At 73.6% G+C, this 19,192-nt stretch carries 20 protein-coding genes and 1 pseudogene; 7 read left to right on the top strand and 14 right to left on the bottom strand.

Annotation, left to right across the window (positions count from 1 at the left end):
• Nucleotides 1–63: 63 nt before the first annotated feature.
• A complete protein-coding gene (locus ACSLTV_RS29400; protein WP_432139411.1) occupies nt 64–825 on the bottom strand; it encodes a phosphoglyceromutase in 762 nt (253 codons plus the stop codon).
• A 157-nt stretch (nt 826–982) separates the two neighbouring features.
• Between ACSLTV_RS29400 and ACSLTV_RS29395 the strand changes: the two genes are divergently transcribed.
• Nucleotides 983–2,314 carry an MDR family MFS transporter gene (locus ACSLTV_RS29395; protein ID WP_432139412.1) on the top strand — a complete coding sequence of 444 codons (1,332 nt, stop codon included), beginning with the start codon at nt 983–985 and terminating at the stop codon, nt 2,312–2,314.
• On the opposite strand, the gene ACSLTV_RS29390 is transcribed toward ACSLTV_RS29395, so the two are convergent.
• A complete protein-coding gene (locus ACSLTV_RS29390) occupies nt 2,289–2,750 on the bottom strand; it encodes a DUF2000 family protein (RefSeq protein ID WP_435613185.1) in 462 nt (153 codons plus the stop codon). The two genes, ACSLTV_RS29395 and ACSLTV_RS29390, sit on opposite strands and share 26 nt — an antisense overlap.
• Nucleotides 2,751–2,799: 49 nt before the next feature.
• Here ACSLTV_RS29390 and ACSLTV_RS29385 point away from each other — a divergent pair, with 49 nt between their 5' ends.
• The 3 genes from ACSLTV_RS29385 to ACSLTV_RS29375 all read left to right on the top strand — a co-directional run bounded on the left by ACSLTV_RS29385 (nt 2,800) and on the right by ACSLTV_RS29375 (nt 4,987).
• Nucleotides 2,800–3,675 carry an AraC family transcriptional regulator gene (locus ACSLTV_RS29385; RefSeq protein ID WP_435613184.1) on the top strand — a complete coding sequence of 292 codons (876 nt, stop codon included), beginning with the start codon at nt 2,800–2,802 and terminating at the stop codon, nt 3,673–3,675.
• Between the two features lie 323 nt (nt 3,676–3,998).
• On the top strand, nt 3,999–4,262 hold the full coding sequence (locus ACSLTV_RS29380; protein WP_435613183.1) for a GntR family transcriptional regulator: 264 nt from the start codon (nt 3,999–4,001) through the stop codon (nt 4,260–4,262).
• Nucleotides 4,263–4,291: 29 nt separating this feature from the next.
• The gene (locus tag ACSLTV_RS29375) at nt 4,292–4,987 is read left to right on the top strand and encodes a methyltransferase domain-containing protein (protein ID WP_435613182.1); all 696 of its coding nucleotides are present in this window, start codon (nt 4,292–4,294) and stop codon (nt 4,985–4,987) included.
• Here the strand turns inward: ACSLTV_RS29375 and ACSLTV_RS29370 are convergent.
• Both ACSLTV_RS29370 and mshA read right to left on the bottom strand, forming a co-directional pair.
• Nucleotides 4,941–5,447: a YbjN domain-containing protein gene (locus ACSLTV_RS29370; protein WP_432139417.1), complete on the bottom strand. Its 507-nt coding sequence runs from the start codon at nt 5,445–5,447 to the stop codon at nt 4,941–4,943. The two genes, ACSLTV_RS29375 and ACSLTV_RS29370, sit on opposite strands and share 47 nt — an antisense overlap.
• Nucleotides 5,440–6,780 carry a D-inositol-3-phosphate glycosyltransferase gene (gene mshA / locus ACSLTV_RS29365; protein WP_432139418.1) on the bottom strand — a complete coding sequence of 447 codons (1,341 nt, stop codon included), beginning with the start codon at nt 6,778–6,780 and terminating at the stop codon, nt 5,440–5,442. The genes ACSLTV_RS29370 and mshA overlap by 8 nt, the downstream gene beginning before the upstream one ends.
• Nucleotides 6,781–7,200: 420 nt before the next feature.
• Here mshA and ACSLTV_RS29360 point away from each other — a divergent pair, with 420 nt between their 5' ends.
• From ACSLTV_RS29360 to ACSLTV_RS29350, 3 genes are all read left to right on the top strand, one after another.
• On the top strand, nt 7,201–8,019 hold the full coding sequence (locus tag ACSLTV_RS29360; RefSeq protein ID WP_432139419.1) for a class I SAM-dependent methyltransferase: 819 nt from the start codon (nt 7,201–7,203) through the stop codon (nt 8,017–8,019).
• Between the two features lie 183 nt (nt 8,020–8,202).
• Nucleotides 8,203–9,339: an NlpC/P60 family protein gene (locus tag ACSLTV_RS29355; protein WP_432139420.1), complete on the top strand. Its 1,137-nt coding sequence runs from the start codon at nt 8,203–8,205 to the stop codon at nt 9,337–9,339.
• Between the two features lie 327 nt (nt 9,340–9,666).
• A complete protein-coding gene (locus ACSLTV_RS29350; protein WP_432139421.1) occupies nt 9,667–10,956 on the top strand; it encodes a PP2C family protein-serine/threonine phosphatase in 1,290 nt (429 codons plus the stop codon).
• A 298-nt stretch (nt 10,957–11,254) separates the two neighbouring features.
• Here the strand turns inward: ACSLTV_RS29350 and ACSLTV_RS29345 are convergent, their stop codons facing one another.
• From ACSLTV_RS29345 to ACSLTV_RS29300, 10 genes and pseudogenes are all read right to left on the bottom strand, one after another.
• Nucleotides 11,255–11,590 (bottom strand): DUF2516 family protein, encoded by a 336-nt coding sequence (locus ACSLTV_RS29345; protein WP_432139458.1) that lies wholly within the window; start codon nt 11,588–11,590, stop codon nt 11,255–11,257.
• Nucleotides 11,591–11,743: 153 nt separating this feature from the next.
• On the bottom strand, nt 11,744–12,421 hold the full coding sequence (locus ACSLTV_RS29340; RefSeq protein ID WP_435613181.1) for a hypothetical protein: 678 nt from the start codon (nt 12,419–12,421) through the stop codon (nt 11,744–11,746).
• A gap of 122 nt (nt 12,422–12,543) precedes the next feature.
• A complete protein-coding gene (locus tag ACSLTV_RS29335) occupies nt 12,544–12,981 on the bottom strand; it encodes a helix-turn-helix domain-containing protein (protein ID WP_432139423.1) in 438 nt (145 codons plus the stop codon).
• Between the two features lie 116 nt (nt 12,982–13,097).
• Complete coding sequence (locus tag ACSLTV_RS29330) at nt 13,098–13,442, bottom strand: hypothetical protein (protein WP_435613180.1); 345 nt, start codon at nt 13,440–13,442, stop codon at nt 13,098–13,100.
• A 35-nt stretch (nt 13,443–13,477) separates the two neighbouring features.
• Nucleotides 13,478–14,088, bottom strand: a pseudogene (locus ACSLTV_RS29325) (hypothetical protein).
• The gene (locus tag ACSLTV_RS29320) at nt 14,085–14,321 is read right to left on the bottom strand and encodes a hypothetical protein (RefSeq protein ID WP_432158290.1); all 237 of its coding nucleotides are present in this window, start codon (nt 14,319–14,321) and stop codon (nt 14,085–14,087) included. Before ACSLTV_RS29320 ends, ACSLTV_RS29325 begins: the two are co-directional and overlap by 4 nt.
• On the bottom strand, nt 14,318–14,869 hold the full coding sequence (locus ACSLTV_RS29315) for a DUF2269 family protein (protein ID WP_432158289.1): 552 nt from the start codon (nt 14,867–14,869) through the stop codon (nt 14,318–14,320). Before ACSLTV_RS29315 ends, ACSLTV_RS29320 begins: the two co-directional genes overlap by 4 nt.
• Before the next feature lie 101 nt (nt 14,870–14,970).
• The gene (locus ACSLTV_RS29310; protein ID WP_435613179.1) at nt 14,971–17,184 is read right to left on the bottom strand and encodes a HelD family protein; all 2,214 of its coding nucleotides are present in this window, start codon (nt 17,182–17,184) and stop codon (nt 14,971–14,973) included.
• Nucleotides 17,185–17,262: 78 nt separating this feature from the next.
• A complete protein-coding gene (locus tag ACSLTV_RS29305) occupies nt 17,263–17,874 on the bottom strand; it encodes a TetR family transcriptional regulator (RefSeq protein WP_432139429.1) in 612 nt (203 codons plus the stop codon).
• 86 nt (nt 17,875–17,960) lie between these two features.
• Nucleotides 17,961–19,187, bottom strand: coding sequence for a phosphotransferase family protein (locus ACSLTV_RS29300; protein WP_435613178.1), 1,227 nt, complete (start codon nt 19,185–19,187; stop codon nt 17,961–17,963).
• Nucleotides 19,188–19,192: the final 5 nt, after the last annotated feature.

Genomic DNA, 19,192 nt, shown 5'->3' with positions numbered 1-19,192 from the left:
AGCACCACCAAGAAGCCCCCGCCCCGCGAAGAAGTCGCAGGTCGGGGGCTTAAAACTGTGGGCTTACTTCTTCTTGCCCTGGTTCTTGACCGCCTCGATCGCCGCCGCGGCCGCCTCCGGGTCGAGGTACTTGCCGCCGGGGGTGACCGGCTTGAAGTCGGCGTCGAGGTTGTAGAGGAGGGGGATGCCGGTGGGGATGTTGAGGCCGGCGATGTCCGCGTCGGAGATGCCGTCGAGGTGCTTGACGAGGGCGCGCAGCGAGTTGCCGTGGGCGGCGACGAGGACGACGCGGCCGGTCAGGAGGTCGGGGACGATGCCGTCGTACCAGTACGGCAGCATGCGGTTGACGACGTCCTTGAGGCACTCGGTGCGGGGGCGCAGCTCCGGCGGGATGGTCGCGTAGCGCGCGTCGTCCGACTGCGAGAACTCGGCGCCGTCCTCGAGCGGGGGCGGCGGGGTGTCGTAGGAGCGGCGCCACAGCATGAACTGCTCCTCGCCGAACTCGGCGAGGGTCTGCGCCTTGTCCTTGCCCTGCAGGGCGCCGTAGTGGCGCTCGTTCAGGCGCCAGGAGCGGTGGACCGGGATCCAGTGGCGGTCGGCGGCCTCCAGAGCGAGCTGGGCGGTGCGGATCGCGCGCTTCTGGAGCGAGGTGTGGACCACGTCGGGCAGCAGGCCGGCGTCCTTGAGCAGCTCGCCGCCGCGGGTCGCCTCCTTCTCGCCCTTCTCGTTGAGGTTGACGTCCACCCAGCCGGTGAACAGGTTCTTCGCGTTCCACTCGCTCTCGCCGTGGCGGAGGAGGATGAGCTTGTACGGTGCGTCGGCCATGTGTCTGAGCGTAATCCAAGGGTTTGGGGTGGAGGCGCCGCTGCCCGCCCAGCGGACGCTTGGCAGGGATTGTTAATCGAGTGGCTGCTCCCCGATGCCGCTTGTAATTTGTGTCCTGCCTTGTGGGTACTTACATCGCAGTCACATCGGGGGTCACATGTCCGTCGCCGGTCTCAGACGAGCGGCCCGGGAGTCCGTGTCCGGGCTGCCCCGGGAGTTCTGGTGGCTGTGGACCAGCACGCTGGTCAACCGGCTCGGCGCTTTCGTCGCCACCTTCATGGCGCTGTACCTCACCGTCGGACGCGGCTACTCCGCCTCGTACGCCGGTCTGGTCGCCTCACTGCACGGGCTCGGCGGGGTCGTCTCCTCGCTGGCCGGCGGGGTCATGGCGGACCGGCTCGGGCGGCGGCCGACGCTGCTGATCGCCCAGCTGGCGACCGCGTTGTCCGTGGCGCTGCTCGGCGTCGTCCGCGACCCCGTCGCCATCGCCGCCGTCGCCTGCCTGGTCGGCGCGGCCTCCAACGCCTCCCGGCCGGCGGTGCAGGCGATGATGGCGGACATCGTCCGGCCGGAGGACCGGGTCCGCGCGTTCTCGTTGAACTACTGGGCGATCAACCTGGGCTTCGCCGTCTCCTCCGCCGCCGCCGGCTTCATCGCCCAGGTCAGTTATCTCGCCGGGTTCCTCATCGAGGCCGGCATGACGCTGGTCTGCGCGCTCGTGGTGTTCCTCAAGGTGCCCGAGTCCCGGCCGGAGACCGAGAAGGAGAAGGCCGAGGAGGACTCCGTACGGCTGGGGACCGTGCTGCGCGACGGGCGGTTCATGGGGGTCGTGGGGCTTTCGTTCCTCATCGCGCTGATCTTCCAGCAGGGGGCGGTCGGCCTGCCGATCGCCATGGGCGAGGCCGGGTTCAGTCCCGCCGACTACGGCGTGGCCATCGCCGTCAACGGCGTGCTCATCGTCGTGCTGCAGATCCCCGTCACCCGGTTCATCGAGCACCGCGACCCGGGACGGCTGCTCGTGGTGTCGGCGCTGCTCGCCGGGTACGGCTTCGGGCTCACCGCGTTCGCCGGGTCGGTCGGCGTCTTCATGCTCACCGTCTGCGTGTGGACCCTCGCCGAGATCGTCAACGCGCCGACGCAGACGGGGCTGGTGGTCCGGCTCTCGCCGGTGCGGGGGCGCGGCCGCTACCAGGGCATGTACACGCTGTCGTGGGCCGTCGCCTCCCTGGTCGCGCCGCTGATGTCCGGCTTCGTCATCGACCGCTTCGGCGGCGCCTGGCTGTGGGGCATGTGTGCCGTCGTGGGCACGGTGGCGGGGGTCGGGTACGCCGTGCTGATGCGCGGCCTGCACGGCCATGGCGGTTCGGCTCCCGACGGCACGGCAGCCGACGGCGTGGCACCCGTCGCCACGGCACCAGTCGCAGCGGCACCCGACGGCGCGGTCGGCGCCGAAGCCGCCCCCGTCACGGATGCATCCGCGCGCCCTTGAGCACCTTGTCCACCGCGTTGCGCGGCCCGTACACCGCGAGCCCCACCAGATCCAGCTCCGCCGTCGGCACGGCCCGTACCGCCGCCCGGTTGTCCCGGTCGTCGCCGGTCGCGAAGAGGTCGGAGGTGAACACCGCGCGCGGGAGCGAACGGGCCAGCACGCGCGCGTGGGCCGTCGACAGCGTCTCCTTGTCGCCCTCGAACACCAGCACCGGCTGGCGGAACATCGGCAGGTAGGGGACGCCGTCGCCGTCCTCGTACGGCTCCCCGACCACCTCGGGGGCCGCCGTGCCGAGTCCGCTGACGAGGAACGCGGTCACGTTGAGGCGCTGCCACGACTCCAGGTCCGCCCGCAGCAGGACGGCGATCTTCGTGTCGAAGCGGACGGGGGTGCGTTCGGCGGGGCCGGGCTCACCAGGCAGGGGTTCAGCGTTCATACGGTGAGACTGCCGACCGGCGTACGACCCCGTCTTGTACGTTTTTTGCATGGCCGCCCGGCAGGAAGTCACCGCGTGGCGTCCGCGCGTGCCGGGCGTCACCGAGGTCTTCCACGCGCGCTTCACCGAGCACGCCTACCCGATGCACGTCCACGACGCCTGGACCCTGCTGATCGTCGACGCCGGCGCCGTGCGCTACGACCTGGACCGCCATGAGCACGGCACCCCGCACGACACGGTCACCCTGCTGCCGCCGCACGTCCCCCACAACGGCTCCCCCGCGACCCCGGACGGGTTCCGCAAGCGGGTGGTGTACCTGGACACCGGGGTCCTCGGCGAGTACCTCGTCGGGGCGGCGGTCGACCGGCCCGACCTGCGGGACCCCCTGCTGCGTCGACGCGTGGGGCAGCTTCACACCGCGCTCGCGCGGCCCGGTGGCGAACTGGAGGCGGAGAGCCGGCTGACGCTCGTCGCGGAACGCCTGCGCGACAGCCTTCGGCCCGCCCGGCGTACCACGCCGCCCCGTGACCCCGTCCTCGCCCGCCGCCTGCGCGAACTCCTCGACGCGCGCGTGCCGGACGGGATCACCCTGGCGGAGGCCGCGCGGCTCGTCCACGCCCACCCCGCCCACCTGGTACGGGCGTTCAGCGCCGCGTACGGCATCCCCCCGCACCAGTACCTGACGTCCCGTCGCGTCGACCTCGCCCGGCGGTGCCTGCTCGACGGGCTTCCGCCGGGCGAGGTCGCCACCGCCGCCGGCTTCTACGACCAGGCCCATCTCACCCGGCACTTCCGGAAGGTGGTGGGGGTGACGCCGGGACGGTACCGGGCGCCGCAGAAGCCGTCGGCTCCCGTCGGTCCGGGCGGTTCAGGCGTCGGCCCCGGCTCTCCGCGACCCGGAGGGCGTCCGCCAGGGCCTCGGTGAGGCGCTCGGCCAGGAAGCGGAGTTCGCCGGGCTGTGGGGTGCGGGGGAGCATGTCCCGCGCGGGGGAGAGGAGTTGGCTGCCCATCTCCAGTTGGACGGTCTCCGTCGTGTCCGCCAGGCGGGACACCGGGCCGGTGCCGTCGTCGTCGTCGGCGATCAGGTAGCAGGCTTTGCCTTCGGCGCCGGTCCACGGCAGCGGGCGGGGCTCGTTCACGCGGCCCCCGGACGGCTGCTCTCCGTCGCGGGGGTCCCGCTTTTCCGGGTCGGTCTACCGCAGTCTACCGCGGTCGCGCGGTCTACCGCAGAGTTTTAGCGTCCACTGCATGAGCCCAGAACTTGACCGGACGCGACCCGTCTGGCGGCAGGTCGCCGCGGCCGTAGAGACACGCATCGCGGACGGCACCTACCCGGTGGGAGCGCGGGTGCCGTCCGTCGTCGAGCTGGCCTCGGAGTTCGGTGTCGCGGCATCGACGGCGCAGAAGGTACTGGCCCACCTCAAGGCGGAGGGGCTCATCCGCGCCGAGGTCGGCCTCGGCTCCTTCGTCGCCAAGCGCCCCGACCAACCCCCCGCCCAGCCCGACGCGTAACCACCCCCGGCGCCGGAAATGGATGCCCCGTGGACTGGCACGAGTGGCACCAGGCGTACGACGCACCCGGCTCCTACCTCAGCAGGCGTCTCGCGCTCGTCCAGCGGCGGATAGCCGACGCACTCGACGAGGCTCCGGCCGGGCCGCTCACGGCGGTGAGTGTGTGCGCGGGGCAGGGTCGGGACCTGATCGGCGTACTGGCCCGGCATCCCAGGGGCGGCGACGTGCGGGCCCGCCTGGTCGAGCTGGACGAGCGCAACGTCGCCGTGGCGCGGCGGCTCGCGGCCGGGGCGGGGCTGGAGGGCGTCGAGGTCGTCGCCGGGGACGCCGCCGCGACGGACGCGTACGCGGACCTCGCCCCCGCCGATCTCGTCCTGCTGTGCGGGGTGCTCGGCAACATCACCGACGCCGACGTGCGCACCACGTTCGACCACTGCACCCGGCTGTGCCGGCCGGGCGGCGTCCTGGTGTGGACGCGGACCCGGCACTACGACACCGGGGTGTGCGACTGGCTCAAGGAACGCGACTTCGAGGCACTGTGGGTGTCGGGGCCGGACGTGCCGTACGGCGTCGGCGCGCACCGGTACACGGGGCCGGGCGGACCGCTCGCGCGGGGACGGCGGATGTTCACCTTCGTCGGCTACGACGTGCTGCGGCGCCCCGGCCCGGTACCGGTGGTCACTCCCCCGCCGGCCGCGGAGCGGCGTCGCGGGTCAGGTGGCTGAACGCCTCCAGGTTGCGCGTGGACTCCCCGCGCGACGTGCGCCAGGCGTACTCCTTGCGGATCGCGGAGGCGAACCCCAGCTCCAGCAGGGTGTTGAAGGCCCCGTCGGCCGCCTCCAGGACCTGGCCGAGCAGGCGGTCGACCTCGTCGGCGGTCACGGAGGCGAGCGGGAGGCGGGCGGTGACGTACACGTCGCCGAGCCGGTCGACGGCGTAACTCACGCCGTACAGCTTGAGGTTGCGCTCCAGGAGCCAGCGGTGGACGCCCGCCTCGTTCTCGTCGGGGTGCCGGACGACGAAGGCGTTGAGCGACAGGGAGTGGCGGCCGACGCGGAGCGACACCGTGGTCGACAGCTTGCGGGTGCCGGGAAGGGTGACGACGTAGGTGCCGGGCTCGGGACTCTCCCAGGCCAGTTCGGCGTCCTTGAGGGCGGACTCGATGACCTTGTGTGCATCAGCCATGCTGCGAGCGTACGCGACGGCGGTGGGCGTGCAGCGCGGCCGTGTACACCTCGGCGGTGGCGGCGGCCGCGGTGTCCCAGCCGAAGGACTGCGCGTGCCGGGCGGCAGCGGCGCCCATACGGTCCGTCAGGTGCGGCTCGTCGGCGAAACGGGCCAGCACGCGCGCGTACGGCACCGGGTCGTGCCCCTGGACGAGGAAGCCTGTCTCGCCGTCGCGCACCGCCACGGGCAGGCCCCCGACGGAGGAGGCCAGAACCGGTGTCCCCGCGGCCTGCGCCTCTATGGCGACGAGGCCGAAGGACTCGCTGTAGGAGGGCACGACGAGCACGGACGCGGCCCGGAACCAGTCCGCGAGCTGCTGCTGCCCGACCGGCGGGCGGAACCGTACGACGTCGGCGATCCCGAGCCGCGCGGCGAGCTTCTGCAGGCCCTCCGGCTTGGCGAGGCCGCTGCCGCTGGGACCGCCCACGACGGGGACGACGATGCGGGAGCGCAGCTCGGGCCGCTCGTCCAGGAGCACGGCGACGGAGCGCAGCAGCACGTCGGGCGCCTTCAGGGGCTGGATGCGGCCCGCGAAGAGAGGAATCAGGGCGTCCTGCGGCAGGTCCAGGCGGGCGCGGGCGGCGGCGCGGCCGTCGCCGGGGCGGAACCGGTCGAGGTTGACGCCGGGATGGACGACGGCGACCTTGCCGGGGTCGGCGGAGTAGTGCCGGACGAGTTCGTCGGCCTCGTCGGAGGTGTTGGCGATGAGGCGGTCGGCGGCGTCGACGATCTGGGTCTCGCCGATGACGCGGGCGGGCGGTTCGGGCCGGTCACCGGCGGCCAGGTTGGCGTTCTTGACCTTGGCCATCGTGTGCATGGCGTGCACGAGCGGGACGCCCCAGCGCTGGGCGGCGAGCCAGCCGACGTGGCCGGAGAGCCAGTAGTGGGAGTGGACCAGGTCGTAGTGGCCGGGGCGGTGGCCGGCCCACGCCTGCATCACGCCGTGGGTGAAGGCGCACAGCTGGGCGGGGAGGTCCTCCTTGGCCAGGCCCTCGTAAGGGCCGGCGTCGACGTGCCGCACGAGCACGCCGGGGGCCATCTGAACGGAGGGCGGGAGGTCTCCGGTGGTGGCCCGGGTGAAGATCTCGACCTCGATGTTGATCGCGGCGAGGCGCTGCGCGAGTTCCACGATGTAGACGTTCATGCCGCCGGCGTCGCCGGTGCCCGGCTGGTGCAGGGGGGAGGTGTGCACGGAGAGCATGGCGACGCGGCGTGGCCTGCGGTGCGGCAGCCGCAGGCGGGAGGGGGTGGCCGGGGAGCGGCGCCCGAGCCTGCTGACGTACTGGCTCACGTGGCGTTCCTCCTTGCTGCGGGCGGGCAGGCCGGACAGGAGGGTGCTCCTCCACGGGTGGCAACACCGGAGCGAGTCATTCCCATTCCGGCCGGATTTCCGGGCGGCCGGTTTTTGCCGAACGATTACCGTCTGTCGCTCAACCGTTCGATGGGGTGACGGCGTCGGGCGGCCTCCGTCCTGCTCGGGACCCGCGCGGAGCGCGTGCGGAGCCCGTGCGCCCCGCGCGTGCGCTCCGCGCGGGTGATGCGCGCGGGTGATGCGCGCGGGTGGTGCGCACGGGTGGTGCGCTCCGTGCGGGCCGCTTGCGGGCGGGCGCGGGCGCCGTGCGGGCCACACGCGGGCGGCTTGCAGTCACCAGAGGCCCCGGCCCGGACCCGATCCGGCCCCGGCCGCGCGCGGACGCATACCCTCGTAGGCATGCCCTCCCGCCCCGCCGCCCGCCCCGTGGGCACCGTCACGCGCGGGACGACCAACCCGAACCGGCTGCGGCGGATGGACCGCTGGATCGCCGCGACGCACGGCGCCGAGCTGCGGCGGGCCGCCGCGCCCGTCGCCGTCGACCTCGGCTACGGGGCCGCCCCCTGGACAGCCGTGGAACTCCTCACCCGGCTGCGCGCCACCGCGCCCCACACGCGCGTGGTGGGCATCGAGATCGACCCCGCGCGCGTGGCGGCCGCCCGCCCCTACGAGCGCGACGGGCTGGTCTTCCGGCACGGCGGCTTCGAGATCCCCCTCCCCGGACGGCCGCACCTGGTGCGCGCCGCCAACGTGCTGCGCCAGTACGACGAGGACCAGGTGGCCGCCGTGTGGCAGCGGCTGTGCGCGCGGCTGGCGCCGGCCGACCCGGTGGCGGGCTCGGGCGGCGGCCTGCTGGTGGAGGGCACGTGCGACGAGATCGGCCGGCGGCACGTGTGGGTGGCGCTCGGCCCGCAGGGACCGCGCACGGTGACCTTCGCGACCCGGCTGGGCTCCCTGGAGCGCCCGTCCGACCTGGCGGAACGGCTCCCCAAGGCGCTGATCCACCGCAACGTGCCCGGGGAGCCGGTCCACGCCTTCCTGCGTGACTTCGACCGCGCCTGGGCGGCCGCCGCGCCCTACGCCTCGTACGGCGCCCGGCAGCGCTGGATCCGGGCGGTGCGCGAGCTGACGGCCGACTGGCCGGTGACGGACGGCCCGGCACGGTGGCGGCAGGGAGAAGTGACCGTGCGGTGGGAGGCGTTGGCGCCCCGGAGCTGAGCGGGGCCGTCTGCCTGGTCGAGGAGCCGCCGGAGGCCCCGGAGCCGGGGCGGAACGATCTCCCCCTCTCCTTCGTCACAGAAGCGGGGGGGCGGCATCACCTCTGTCGTTTTCCGGCGCGGCATGGCACGATCCCCCAGACGTCCAGAAGTTACTGACGGTTAATCAGTTGGGGGGGGCTGTATGGGTACGGGTACGGGCAGGCGCGGCATGCTCGCGGTGGCCGTGACCGTGGTCTGCGCGGTCACGGTCCTGGCGGTGCCGGGGACCGCGTTCGCGAGAAGCCCCGAGCCGACAGGCCCCGCGTCCCCTCCGGCCGCCACCTCGCCGTCGACCCCAGGCGCCACCGGGGCCCCCTCCGCGACACCCCGGACCCTCGCGCCGGACAAGGACCTGCAGGCCGTACGCGCCAAGCTCGACGCGCTCTACCACGATGCCGCGGTCGCCACCGACGCCTACAACGCCGCCGAGGAGGCCGCCGAGCAGCAGTCGGCGCAGATCGTCGCACTGGCCCGGAAGATCGTCGAAGGCCGGGACCGGCTCGCCGAGTTGAAGGAGCGGGCCGGCGCCGCTGCCCGCTCCCAGTACCGCACCGGCGGACTGCCCGACGAGGCCCGGCTACTGCTCAGCGACAACCCGGGGCAGTTCCTCGACGGCACCGGCCGGGTGCGGCAGGGCCACAAGGCGACCAAGGACATGCTCGGCGAACTGACACAGGTCCAGCAGGACTTGGAGCAGTACGCCAAGGACGCCACCGCCCAGTGGCAGAAGCTGGAGACCAACCGCAAGGCCAAGGCCACGGCGCAGAAGCGCGTCGAGCAGCAGATCGCGGCGGCGAAGAAGCTGGAGTCCGAGCTGGAGCAGGAGGAGAAGGAACGCCTCGCCCGGCTGGAGGCCGAGGCGGCGCGGCAGGCACAGACCACGTGGCTCGGCACCGGCGTCCTCACCGGCGTGCGGGGCAAGGCGAGCGCGCAGGGCGAGCGGGCGGTGAAGTTCGCCACCGAGCAGGTGGGGAAGCCGTACGTATGGGGCGCCGAGGGCCCGAAGTCGTTCGACTGCTCGGGGCTCACCTCGCAGGCGTGGGCCAGCGCGGGGCACGGCATCCCGCGCACCTCACAGGAGCAGTGGCGACAGCTCAGGCACGTCGACGTCAAGGACATGCGCCCCGGCGACCTGATCATCTACTTCAAGGACGCCAGCCATGTGGCGATGTACGTCGGCGACGGGGCGATCATCCACGCGCCCCGGCCGGGACGGAACGTCACGCTGGCGGGCGCCGGCTCCATGCCGATCCTGGGAGTGGTGCGGCCGGACGCGTGAGGCGGAGGGCCGTTGAGCACATGGGACGGCGGGCACCCGGGAGGGTGCGGAACGAGTCGGACTTGCCGGATTCGTGATGGCCGCCACGTGACCCAGCGCACCCCAACCGGCCGCCAAACGCCGCCCGGACGTGACCTTCGTCATCCCCTCGGGGGCGGCGGGGTGCCCAACTGCGGTAGGGAACGCGGCATATGACACGGGCCTGAGATCAAGCAGCGTGCCGCACACCATTCCGCTGCGGCGCACACAACGGCTATGGTCCCCGTCGGTGGGTCGAGGTCCCTCGCTCCCACCATGCCCTCGGGGGGAGGGAAGGAACCCGAAACGATGCCCGTACCCATACCGCGGCAGAGAGCGATCCCCGTCGTGGAGAGTGGTCAGGCGGTCGAGGTCGAGAACAACATCACTCCCAACGGAACAGGCGCGTCCGACACCGCCCACACCAACCTCACGCTCCTGCTGATCCAGGACGACCCGGCCGCCGCGCCCGTCGTCCCGGATCTGCTGGACTCGGCCGGCAAGCCGATCCGCGTGCGCACCGCCCGCAACCTCACGGAGGCGGAGCGGCTGCTCACCGACGACGTGCACTGCATCCTGCTCGACCTGGCGCTGCCCGCGCCCGGCCGCGCGCAGGACGACGCGGACGAGCTCGCCGTGCTCAAGGAGGTGCTGCGGCTCGCGCCCCGGCACGCCGTGCTGGCGCTCACCGCGTCCGGCGACGCCGAGCGCGGGGCAGAGGCCGTGCGCGTCGGCGCCCAGGACTACCTCTTCCGCGACGAGCTGGACGGCCGGCTGCTGAGCCGGGCCATCCGGTACGCGGTGGAGCGCAAGCGCTCCGACTCCGCCGAGCGGCGCCTGGCCGAGGGAAAGCTGCGCGCCCAGGAGAACGCCCGCCTGGAGCGGGGCCTGCTGCCCACGCCACTGCTGGAGGGGTCCCCGCTGCGGTTCGCCGCGCGCTACCGGCCCGGCCGTTCGCGCGCGCTGCTCGGCGGCGACTTCTACGACACCGTGCGCACCCCCGACGGGACCGTGCACGCCATGATCGGCGATGTCTGCGGCCACGGCCCGGACGAGGCGGCGCTCGGCGTGGAGCTGCGGATCGCGTGGCGTGCGCTGACCCTGGCGGGGCTGTGCGGCGACGAGCTGCTGAGCACGCTGCAGGAGGTGCTGGAGCACGAGCGGGGCGACGAGGAGATCTTCGCGACGCTGTGCACGGTCGACATCGCGCCGGACGGACGCCGGGCCGGGCTGTGCCTGGCGGGCCACCCCGCGCCGCTCGTGGCGGGACCGGGCCGGCCGGCGCGGCTGCTGCCGTACGAGAACAACGGTCCGGCGCTGGGTCTGCTGCCCGGGGCCCGCTGGCCGCGGATGCAGGTGGAGCTGGGCGCCGAGTGGAGCCTGCTGCTGTACACCGACGGGCTGATCGAGGGCCGGGTCGGCGAGGGGTCGCGGGACCGGCTGGGCCAGGACGGCATGGTCGAGATGATCCGGCGGCAGCTGGGCGAGGGCCTGCGGGGCGAGGAACTGCTGCAGGCGGCGGTGCAGGAGGTCCGCGAACTCAACGGGGGCGAGCTGACGGACGACGTGGCGCTGCTGTTGCTGGAGCGCGGAGCGTGACCGCCGCCCCGGCGGGCCGCGCGAGCGGTCCCTCGGGGGAGACGGCCGAGGAGCGGCGTGGCCGGCGAGGCTGACCACCGGGTGGGAGACGGCCGAGGAGCGGCTTGACTGACTGCCCGGCTGGGCGGCGATCGAGGAGCGGCCTGACTGACTGCCTGGCGAGAAAAGCGGCCGGCGCCGTGAGGGGCCACTCACGGAGGAGACCGGCGGGCGTGGTGAGGGGCCGCGCGGGGTCGGCGGGCGGGTGAGGGGCGCCGCTCGTGGGGGTCGGAGGGTGGGGTGAGTACCGTCCGGGCGCTCAGCGGCCGCCGTTCCACGGGCCGTAGGGGCCGTCGCTGCTGGAGCCCCGGCCGCCTCTGCGACCGCCCCGGCCGGAGACCTGCTGGAGGGCGGGGCGTACGTCGACGAAGAAGACGATCGACGCGATGAGGCCGATGATCTGCAGGAACAGCATCGGGATCAGCAGGTTCACGGCGACCGCGATGCCGAGGATGATCAGCCAGAAGCCCTTGTTCTGCTTGCTGGCGGCCCGGTAGGCGTCCTCCCGGAAGAAGGCGGCCATCACGAACGCCCCCACGGCGAGCGCCAGCATGGCCAGGTAGAGCAGCCACATGAACCCGGCGAAGCCCTGCATCAGCACTACGTCCACCACCCGACTCGACTCGTCCTTACCCGGTCACCGTACCCGCACCATGACCCGGCTACCCGGTAGAACGGACCGGGCACCCGAGGAGTGCCCGGTCCGCCGGATTCACCCGTTTTCACTCGGCCTCACCGCCGACCGGGGTCACTTCGCGGGCGGGGTGGTCTTCTTCGCGGTCGTCTTGCGGGCCGGGGCCTTCTTGGCGGCGGTCTTGCGGGCCGGGCCCGTGTCGCCCTCGCCGGTGAGAGCGTCACCCTCGGCGTCCTTCACCGCTGCGGGCTCGGGCTTCAGCTCGGGCTCGGCCTTCGGCTTGGCCTCCGGCTCGACGGCGATCGCCAGCTCCTCGATCTCCTCGGCCGCCCCGCCGCGCCACTGGCGCACGGTCTGCTCGCCGTGCTCCGCGACCTTCTCGTACGTCTCACGGGCCTTGACCGCGTACTCCGCGGCCACACCGACGCCGCGCAGGGCGAGGTCCTGGGCGGACTCGCCGAGCTTCTTGATGTCGGCGTCGAGGGTGGTGCCGAGCTTCTTCAGGTCGCCGTCGAGCGAGGCGAAGAAGTCGGTGACCCGGGTCTGCAGGTTCTCCTGGGCCTCCTTGGCCTTGACGCCGGCCTCCTTGGCGCGCGCGGCGGCACGGTCCTGAACGGTCTTGGGGTCGGTGTTGCGAACGGCCTCGAAGCGGGCCGGCGCCTCGGCGCGCAGCTGCTCCACCAGGCCGGGCACCTTACGGGCCTCCTGCAGAGCCAGGTCGGCGGCGCCGGCGGCGAAGTAGAGGGGGGTCGGGTCGCTGAGGGTCTTGCGCAGGTCGTCGGTGATGGTCATGGTGAGGGTCCTCCCTTGGTTCGGGTCGTTCGCGTTCGGGTCGTTCGCGTTCGTGCTGTCCGCCGTGGATTCGGCTGAGGGCGGAGCTGGTCCGCAGTCGGGCGGCCGGTCCCCTGGTCCGGTCAACTGGCCGTCTGCTGCGGATCGGCGTCGGCGCCGGGGTCCTGCGAGTCGTCGGGTCTCGCGCCGTCGGGTCTCGCCCCGTCGGGCGCGAAGCCGTTCTCCTTGCGGAACGACTCGTAGATCTGGAGCAGCGCCTGCTTCTGCTGCTCGGTGAGCGTCGGGTCGGCGAGGATCACCGCCCGGGTCTCGACCTCGTCGCGGTCCCGCTCGGCATCCAGGATCCCCGCCCGCACGTACAGCGTCTCGGCGGAGATCCGCAGCGCCTTGGCGACCTGCTGCAGCACCTCCGCGCTCGGCTTGCGCAGCCCGCGCTCGATCTGGCTGAGATACGGATTGGACACCCCGGCGGCCTCGGCGAGCTGCCGCAGCGACAGCTGCGCGCTCCTCCGCTGCTCGCGCAGGTACTCACCGAGATTGCCGACGTTGAGCGAGGCCATACCCCCACAGTGCACCCCTGCGCTAACAATTGCAAGCACCTCGCTTGCAGGAGTGCGCCATGCCGTCCGGCAGGGCGCCTGTGACTGGGCACGTTGTCACTTGAGGAGGACAACTGTCACCGTGCGTCTTGGCGGACTCCCGTGCAGGCGAGGACTGAGCCTGCGTCGTCGGCGAAGAAGAGCATGAAGGCCCACGTCCGGTCCGGTGAGAAGATGCAGCCGATCCTGACCTGAGCCGCTTCGAGCCGGGTGAGGATGTCGACGGTGGACGGCAGGGCGAGAGTCTCAGCACCTCGCTTCCTCGCCCGTCGGAGACGAGCCGCGTAGATGCCGGCAAGCTGCTGACCGGGAACGCGGCCGTCCCATACGACGAAGTCGCCTCCGGCGAGAAGCGCCGCCCTGGCGGGTTCGCAGGCCGTGGTCTGGTTGCCCAGCATCACGGCAAGTTCCGCCCGGTCCATCTGTCCTCCTCCCGCCTTGCTGTCCCGCTGTCCGCTCAGTCGTCGAAGTGGAGGCCGGGCCGGGTCCAGAGTGTGAGGTCACTGCTGGTGGCGACCGCCAGGGTCAGGCCGGAGGGAGAGAACCCGGCCGCGCGGAGTTCTGAGTACTCGGAGTGGAAGACGTGCCACCACGTCCCTCCCGCCGCGCCTTTGTGGGACCCGCCGTCGGCAGAGAGGATGACGCGGTCGTGGGGCCACTCGGGGCTGACGACGTCCAGGGTCCAGCCGTCCGGCGTGGTGCTGTGCAGGCCGCCGCCGAAGAGTCCGGCTATGCGTACCGGGACGCCCGCGATTGGGCCGAGCCCCGGGCAGGTGAGGTCCGGGTGGGCGTCGGGAGTGCTCGTTTCCGGGTCAGGGTCCCGGTCGCGGGCGATCTTCTCGCCGGTGACCGCATCGAAGAGTCCATGGCCGTCGCTGGACACGACCATGATGAGGTCGTGTCCGCTGTCGGGATGGACGGCGAATCCAATACCGAGCAGGCCCCCGAACCGAGCAGGCCCCCGATGGGAGTCCTGCGGTCCATCACCGGCTGCCACGGCTCGGGGGCCGGCATGACGGTGGCAGCGAGATAGCGCTCGCGCAGCTTCTGCTGGTACTCCGTGATCAAGTCGTCTCCTCGGTGCGATCCGCGTCGAGGGTCTCTCGCGCAGCGGCCCACGTCGACTCGAATTCTTGGCGAGTGATCTCGGCAGCACCGTCCGCTTCTTGCCATCCGCGCAGTGCGCCCTCCGCGAGGACGCCGTACTGCCGCTCGTAAGCGGCCATGGCCGCGGGGTCAGGAGGCGGCCCGCAGCAAGAGGCGGCCGGGCCGGTGTCGTTCAGGTCCGTCGGCGCGGTCACGGGGACGACGGTACGCCGGGGCGCCGGCCGGCCTGCCGAGCGGTCGGCGCCGGGCGGCGGGTCCGTTCCCGTGCCGCGCGGCCGCGGCGGGTCAGGCCCCAGGGCTTGAGGACGGAGATGACCGTCATGAAGACGTACGCGGTCAGGGAGACGATCGGGCCGTGCAGGACGTCGTCGGGCAGCGGCCGGCCGGCGGCGACCTCGGCGGTCGCGGAGTTCACCGTCGGACGCAGCACGAAGGTGGTGGCGGTGAGGGCGGCGAGGGTCAGCCAGAACTTGACGTAGACCCAGCGGTGCCTGGCCAGCCCCCACTTGGTGCCCAAGGACAGCGCCAGACCGCTGGCCAGGGTGAGCAGGGCCACCGGGAGCAGCAGCCAGTCGGCGAAGAGCTTCATGGCGCGGACGGACCCCTCCACGGTCGCCGCGGACCCGGTGGTGGCCGCGGTGACGGCGAGGGCGAGCAGGCCGAACGTGAGGCCCAGCCAGCCCGCCGAGGCGACGACATGGACGACGAGGAGGGCCCGGCGTGCGGGTCGGCGCAGTTCCATGCGTTCACCGTGCCGCGCGCGGGGCGCTGCGGCGTCTGACGGCGGGAGTAAGCGGGCCTGCTCCCCGCGCCGTACGCCCGCCCTGGTGAGTGCGGCACGTGTCAACCGCGGTCGTGGACACGGCTGTCGCTGCCGGGGGCCTCCCAGGGGAGGTCCCCCGTGTGGACCACCACCAGCCGGGACACCGCCCGGGTGAGCACCACGTACAGCCGGTTCAGGCCGCGCGCCTCCCCCTGAGCGACGGCGCTCGGCTCGACGGCGACGACGTGGTCGTACTCCAGCCCCTTGACGGCGCTCGCCGGGACCAGGCTCAGCCGTGCGCCCGGCTCCTCGGGGCCGGCGGGGCTCAGCCCGGCCCCGGTGAGGGCGTCGCGTACGGCTGCGGTGTGGGCGTCGGCGGCGACGACGCCGACGGAGCCCTCGTGGGCCAGCGCCTCGCGTACGGCGGCGACGACCTCGGCGAACAGGTCGCCGTCCGCGCGCCGGGTCCGCAGCTCGCCGTCGGCGCGCAGGGAGCGGGCGGGCGGTACGTCGACGTCGAGGCGGGTCAGGAGGCGGTTGGCGAGGTCGGCGACCGGCCCCGGCACGCGGAAGCCGGTGGTCAGCCCGATCACCGGCGCCTGCGGCCGGCCCAGGTGGGCGAGCTGGACGGGCCAGGAGCGGGCCGCCCACGGGGTGGTGCCCTGCGCCAGGTCGCCGAGGACGGTCAGCGAGCCGAACGGGACCCGCCGGGCGATGGCGCGGCACTCCATCGGGGAGAGGTCCTGGGCCTCGTCGACCACCACGTGCCCGTACCCCTCGGGGTGCTCGACGAGCCCGGCGAGTTCGTCGAGCAGGACGAGGTCGGCGGCCGACCAGCGGGCGGACTTCCAGGACCGGGGCGGGCGCGCCCAGGTCAGCGCCGTCCGTTCGGCCGGGTCGAGCAGGCCGTCCGCCGCCCGCCGCAACGCCTCGCCGCCGCGGAGGAGTTCGGCGAGCACCTGCTCCGGCCGGGCCGCCGGCCACACGGCGTCGACGCAGGCGGTGACCGCTCGTGACCGCTCGACGCGCCGCTGCCAGGCGCCCGGCCGGGGCCCGCCGCGCCGCTCCGCCTGCTCGCGCAGCCGGCGCACGATCCGGGCCCGCACCCGCTCCCGGCCGGTCCCGTACGGGGGTTCCTCGGCCCGGACCCCGGCCACGATCCGGGCGAGGTCTCCGGCCGTGATCCGCCAGCGGTAGGAGCCGTCCGGGACGACCAGGTCGGTGGCGTGGTCGGCGGCCACGCGCGCGTACAGGGCGCGGCGCAGCACCTCGGCCATGCGGGCGTCGTGCTTGACGGCGGCGGTGGGCGCGGCGTCGGTGGCGGTTGCCGGGTGGCGGGCGATCTCGTCACAGAGGGTGGACTGGCGTACGTCCGTCTCGCCGAGGGCGGGCAGGACCTCGGCGATGTAGGAGAGGAAGGCGCGGTTCGGGCCGAGGACGAGCAGGCCGCCGCGGTGCACGCGCTGCGGGTGGGTGTAGAGGAGGTAGGCGGCGCGGTGCAGGCCGACGGCGGTCTTGCCGGTACCGGGAGCGCCCTGGACGCACACCGACTCGGTCAGGGCGGCGCGTACGAGGTCGTCCTGCTCGGGCTGGATGGTGGCGGCGATGTCCCGCATGGGGCCGACGCGGGGGCGTTCGATCTCCCCGGCGACGATCGCGCTCGGCCGCGCCCCGTCCGCCTCGGCCTCGTTTCCTGCCCCGGCTCCAGCTCCGGCCCCGGTCCTGGTCCCGGCTCCCCCTCCGGCTCCGGTCCTGGTACCGGCTCCGGTCCTGGTTCCGGCTCCAGCTCCGGCTCCGGCTGCCAGGTGCTCGTCCTCCAGCCCCGTCAGGTCGGCCGAGTCGCCGCGGCTGCCCGGGGCCCAGCCGAACCGGCGGCGGACGGCCACGCCCTGCGGGTCGCGGGGGCCGGCCTGGTAGAAGGCGCGGGCGACGGGGGCCCGCCAGTCGACGACCAGGGGCGGCGAGGCCGGGTCGGTGCCGATGCGCAGCCGGCCGATGTGCAGCCGCTCGCGCGTCCCGCACCGATCCTGGCCCCGGTCCCCGTCCCGGCCCTCGCCCTCGCCCTCGTCCTCGCCCCGGAAGTCCAGCCGGCCGAAGAACAGCGGGCCCTCGGGCAGGTCCCGCAAGGCCTTCGCGTGGCTGCGCAGCCGGTAGCCGAGGGCCTCGGCGTCGGCACCGGACGCGGAGACGTCCTCGCCGGTGACGACCTGCCGCGCCGCTCCGGCGACCATGGCGGCGAGGGCGGCACGGCAGGTGTCGTGGTGGGCTCGTTCGAGGTCGAGTTCGCGGTCCATGCGGGGAAGCGTACCCAGCAAACGTTACCGAGTTATATTTATTACTCGATTGCATTCAAGGGCCGGTGCCGACCCCGCTCACGCGTAGCGCCGCAGCCCCTCCCCCAGCAGCCCGAACGCCCGCTCGGCCGCCCGCACCGCGTCCTGCCGTACGTCCGCCGCCCGCTCCCCCGCCGCGATGCGCCGCCAGTTCTCCAGCGCGAGGATCCGCTGCACGGCGATGATCTGCCCGGCGGCCAGCCGGGCCTCCAGGTCGCCGCCGAGCGCGTCCGCCAGCGCGGCCTCCGCCCGCTCCAGATGGGCGGAGAGCCGGGCGACCAGGGCGGGGGTGCCGTAGAGCAGGGTGTGGAAGGCGAGGACGTCGGGGTCGTCGTTCAGCCCGGTGACGGGGTCACCGGCGGCCAGCCGGTCCAGGAAGTGCCGGCGCAGCGCCCGCAGCGGCGGCTCGTCCGGCGCGCCGGACACCACCCGCGCGGCCTCCCGTTCGTGGTCGGCGATCCGGTGCAGCACCAGGTCCTCCTTGGCGGGGAAGTACCGGAACAGCGTGGGCTTGGACACGTCGGCGGCCGCCGCGACCTCCGCCACCGACACCGCGTCGAAGCCGCGCTCCACGAAGAGCCGGACCGCGACGTCCGACAGCTCCTGATACATCCGCCGCTTCTTGCGCTCGCGCAGCCCCAGCTCAGCCATGCCAGGAGCCTACGCACCCGCCCGGACCGCGACCCGCCGGCCGCCGAGCCGGGCACGCGGCGCGCCGGGCCACTCCCTCCAGGAACCTACGCCCCCGCCCCCGCCGCAGTACGCCGTACCGCCCCCCGGGGTGCCGGCGCGGGTCCGGGGGCCGGCGGGCCGGGGCTCGTGGCCGTGTCGGGGTGGGACGGGGGGCGGCTGCCGGCGCCCGGGCCGTGGTCGGCGTGCCAGGCGCGCAGGGCCGCCTCGGCCTGCTGCTCGCCGATCGGCTCGTCCGTGCGGCCGAGCGGGCCCCAGGCGCGGCGCAGGGCGCGGTGGACGCGTTCGGCGCCCTGCCGGAAGTCCCCGTCGGCGGGCTCGTCCGGCAGGGCCAGGGCGGCGCGCATCACGTCGGGGAACAGGGACTGGACGTACTCGAAGTCGAGGTAGGCGCCGAGGTCGCGGTCCAGGCCGGCGGTCATCCGGGCGTGTCCGGCGGCGGTCAGCGAGTCGGCCCACAGGTCGGTCAGGACGCGTCGCTCGGTGTCGTCGTAGTCCATGCGGACCAGGTGGGTGGCGAGGTCGTGCAACGGGTCGCCGTACAGGGCGAGTTCCCAGTCGACGACGGACAGCCGCTCGCCCAGCGGGGTCCGGTCGACCACGACGTTGCCCCGGTGGACGTCGGTGTGCAGCAGGCAGAACGGGCGCGGCAGGAGGGCGCGCGGGGTGGTCAGGAAACGTTCCACCGCGTCGTGCGGGATGCCCACCCGGTCGAAGAGGGCGCCGAAGCGAGGGCGGTTGGCCAGGTGGACCCGCTCCTCGGCGAAGCGCGCCAGGCGGCACAGGAACGCCGTGGTGTCCGGGGAGCGCGGCCAGTCCGCGGGCGGCGTCGGCAGGGCGTCGGCCGGCACCGAGACGAGCCGGGCGAAGAAGTCGGCGAACGCGGCCAGCCGCACGTCGCCCACCGGGCCCTTGGGCGTCTCCTCGGCGAGGACCCGCCCGGGTACGTAGTCGTGCAGCGACCAGGAGCCGAAGTCGGCCAGGCAGCGCGGTACGTCGTCCAGCCGCTCGCCCACCGCGGACAGCACCGCCGACTCCGGCCACAGCCGGGGCACCACCTCCACGGTCCGCAGCGGCACCCGGAACTTGGCGGGCACCTGACCCGACTCCAGCCCGAGCAGCCGGGCCAGCGGCCCGCCCACCGGGAGGATCAGATTGCGGTTGTGGTGACCGACGACGGCTTCGCCGCCGGACAGGCCGGCGCCCAGCAGTCGGGCGCGCGCGAGGAGACGCACCAGGGTCAGGCGTGCTCCCTGAGGCGGTTGGGACGACATGGCCG

Origin of the sequence: Streptomyces sp. bgisy159, assembly GCF_965341775.1 — a bacterium.
Classification (GTDB): Bacteria; Actinomycetota; Actinomycetes; order Streptomycetales; family Streptomycetaceae; genus Streptomyces.
Note: the sequence above shows the minus strand (reverse complement) of the source record. Positions and strands in the feature narration are given on the sequence as shown.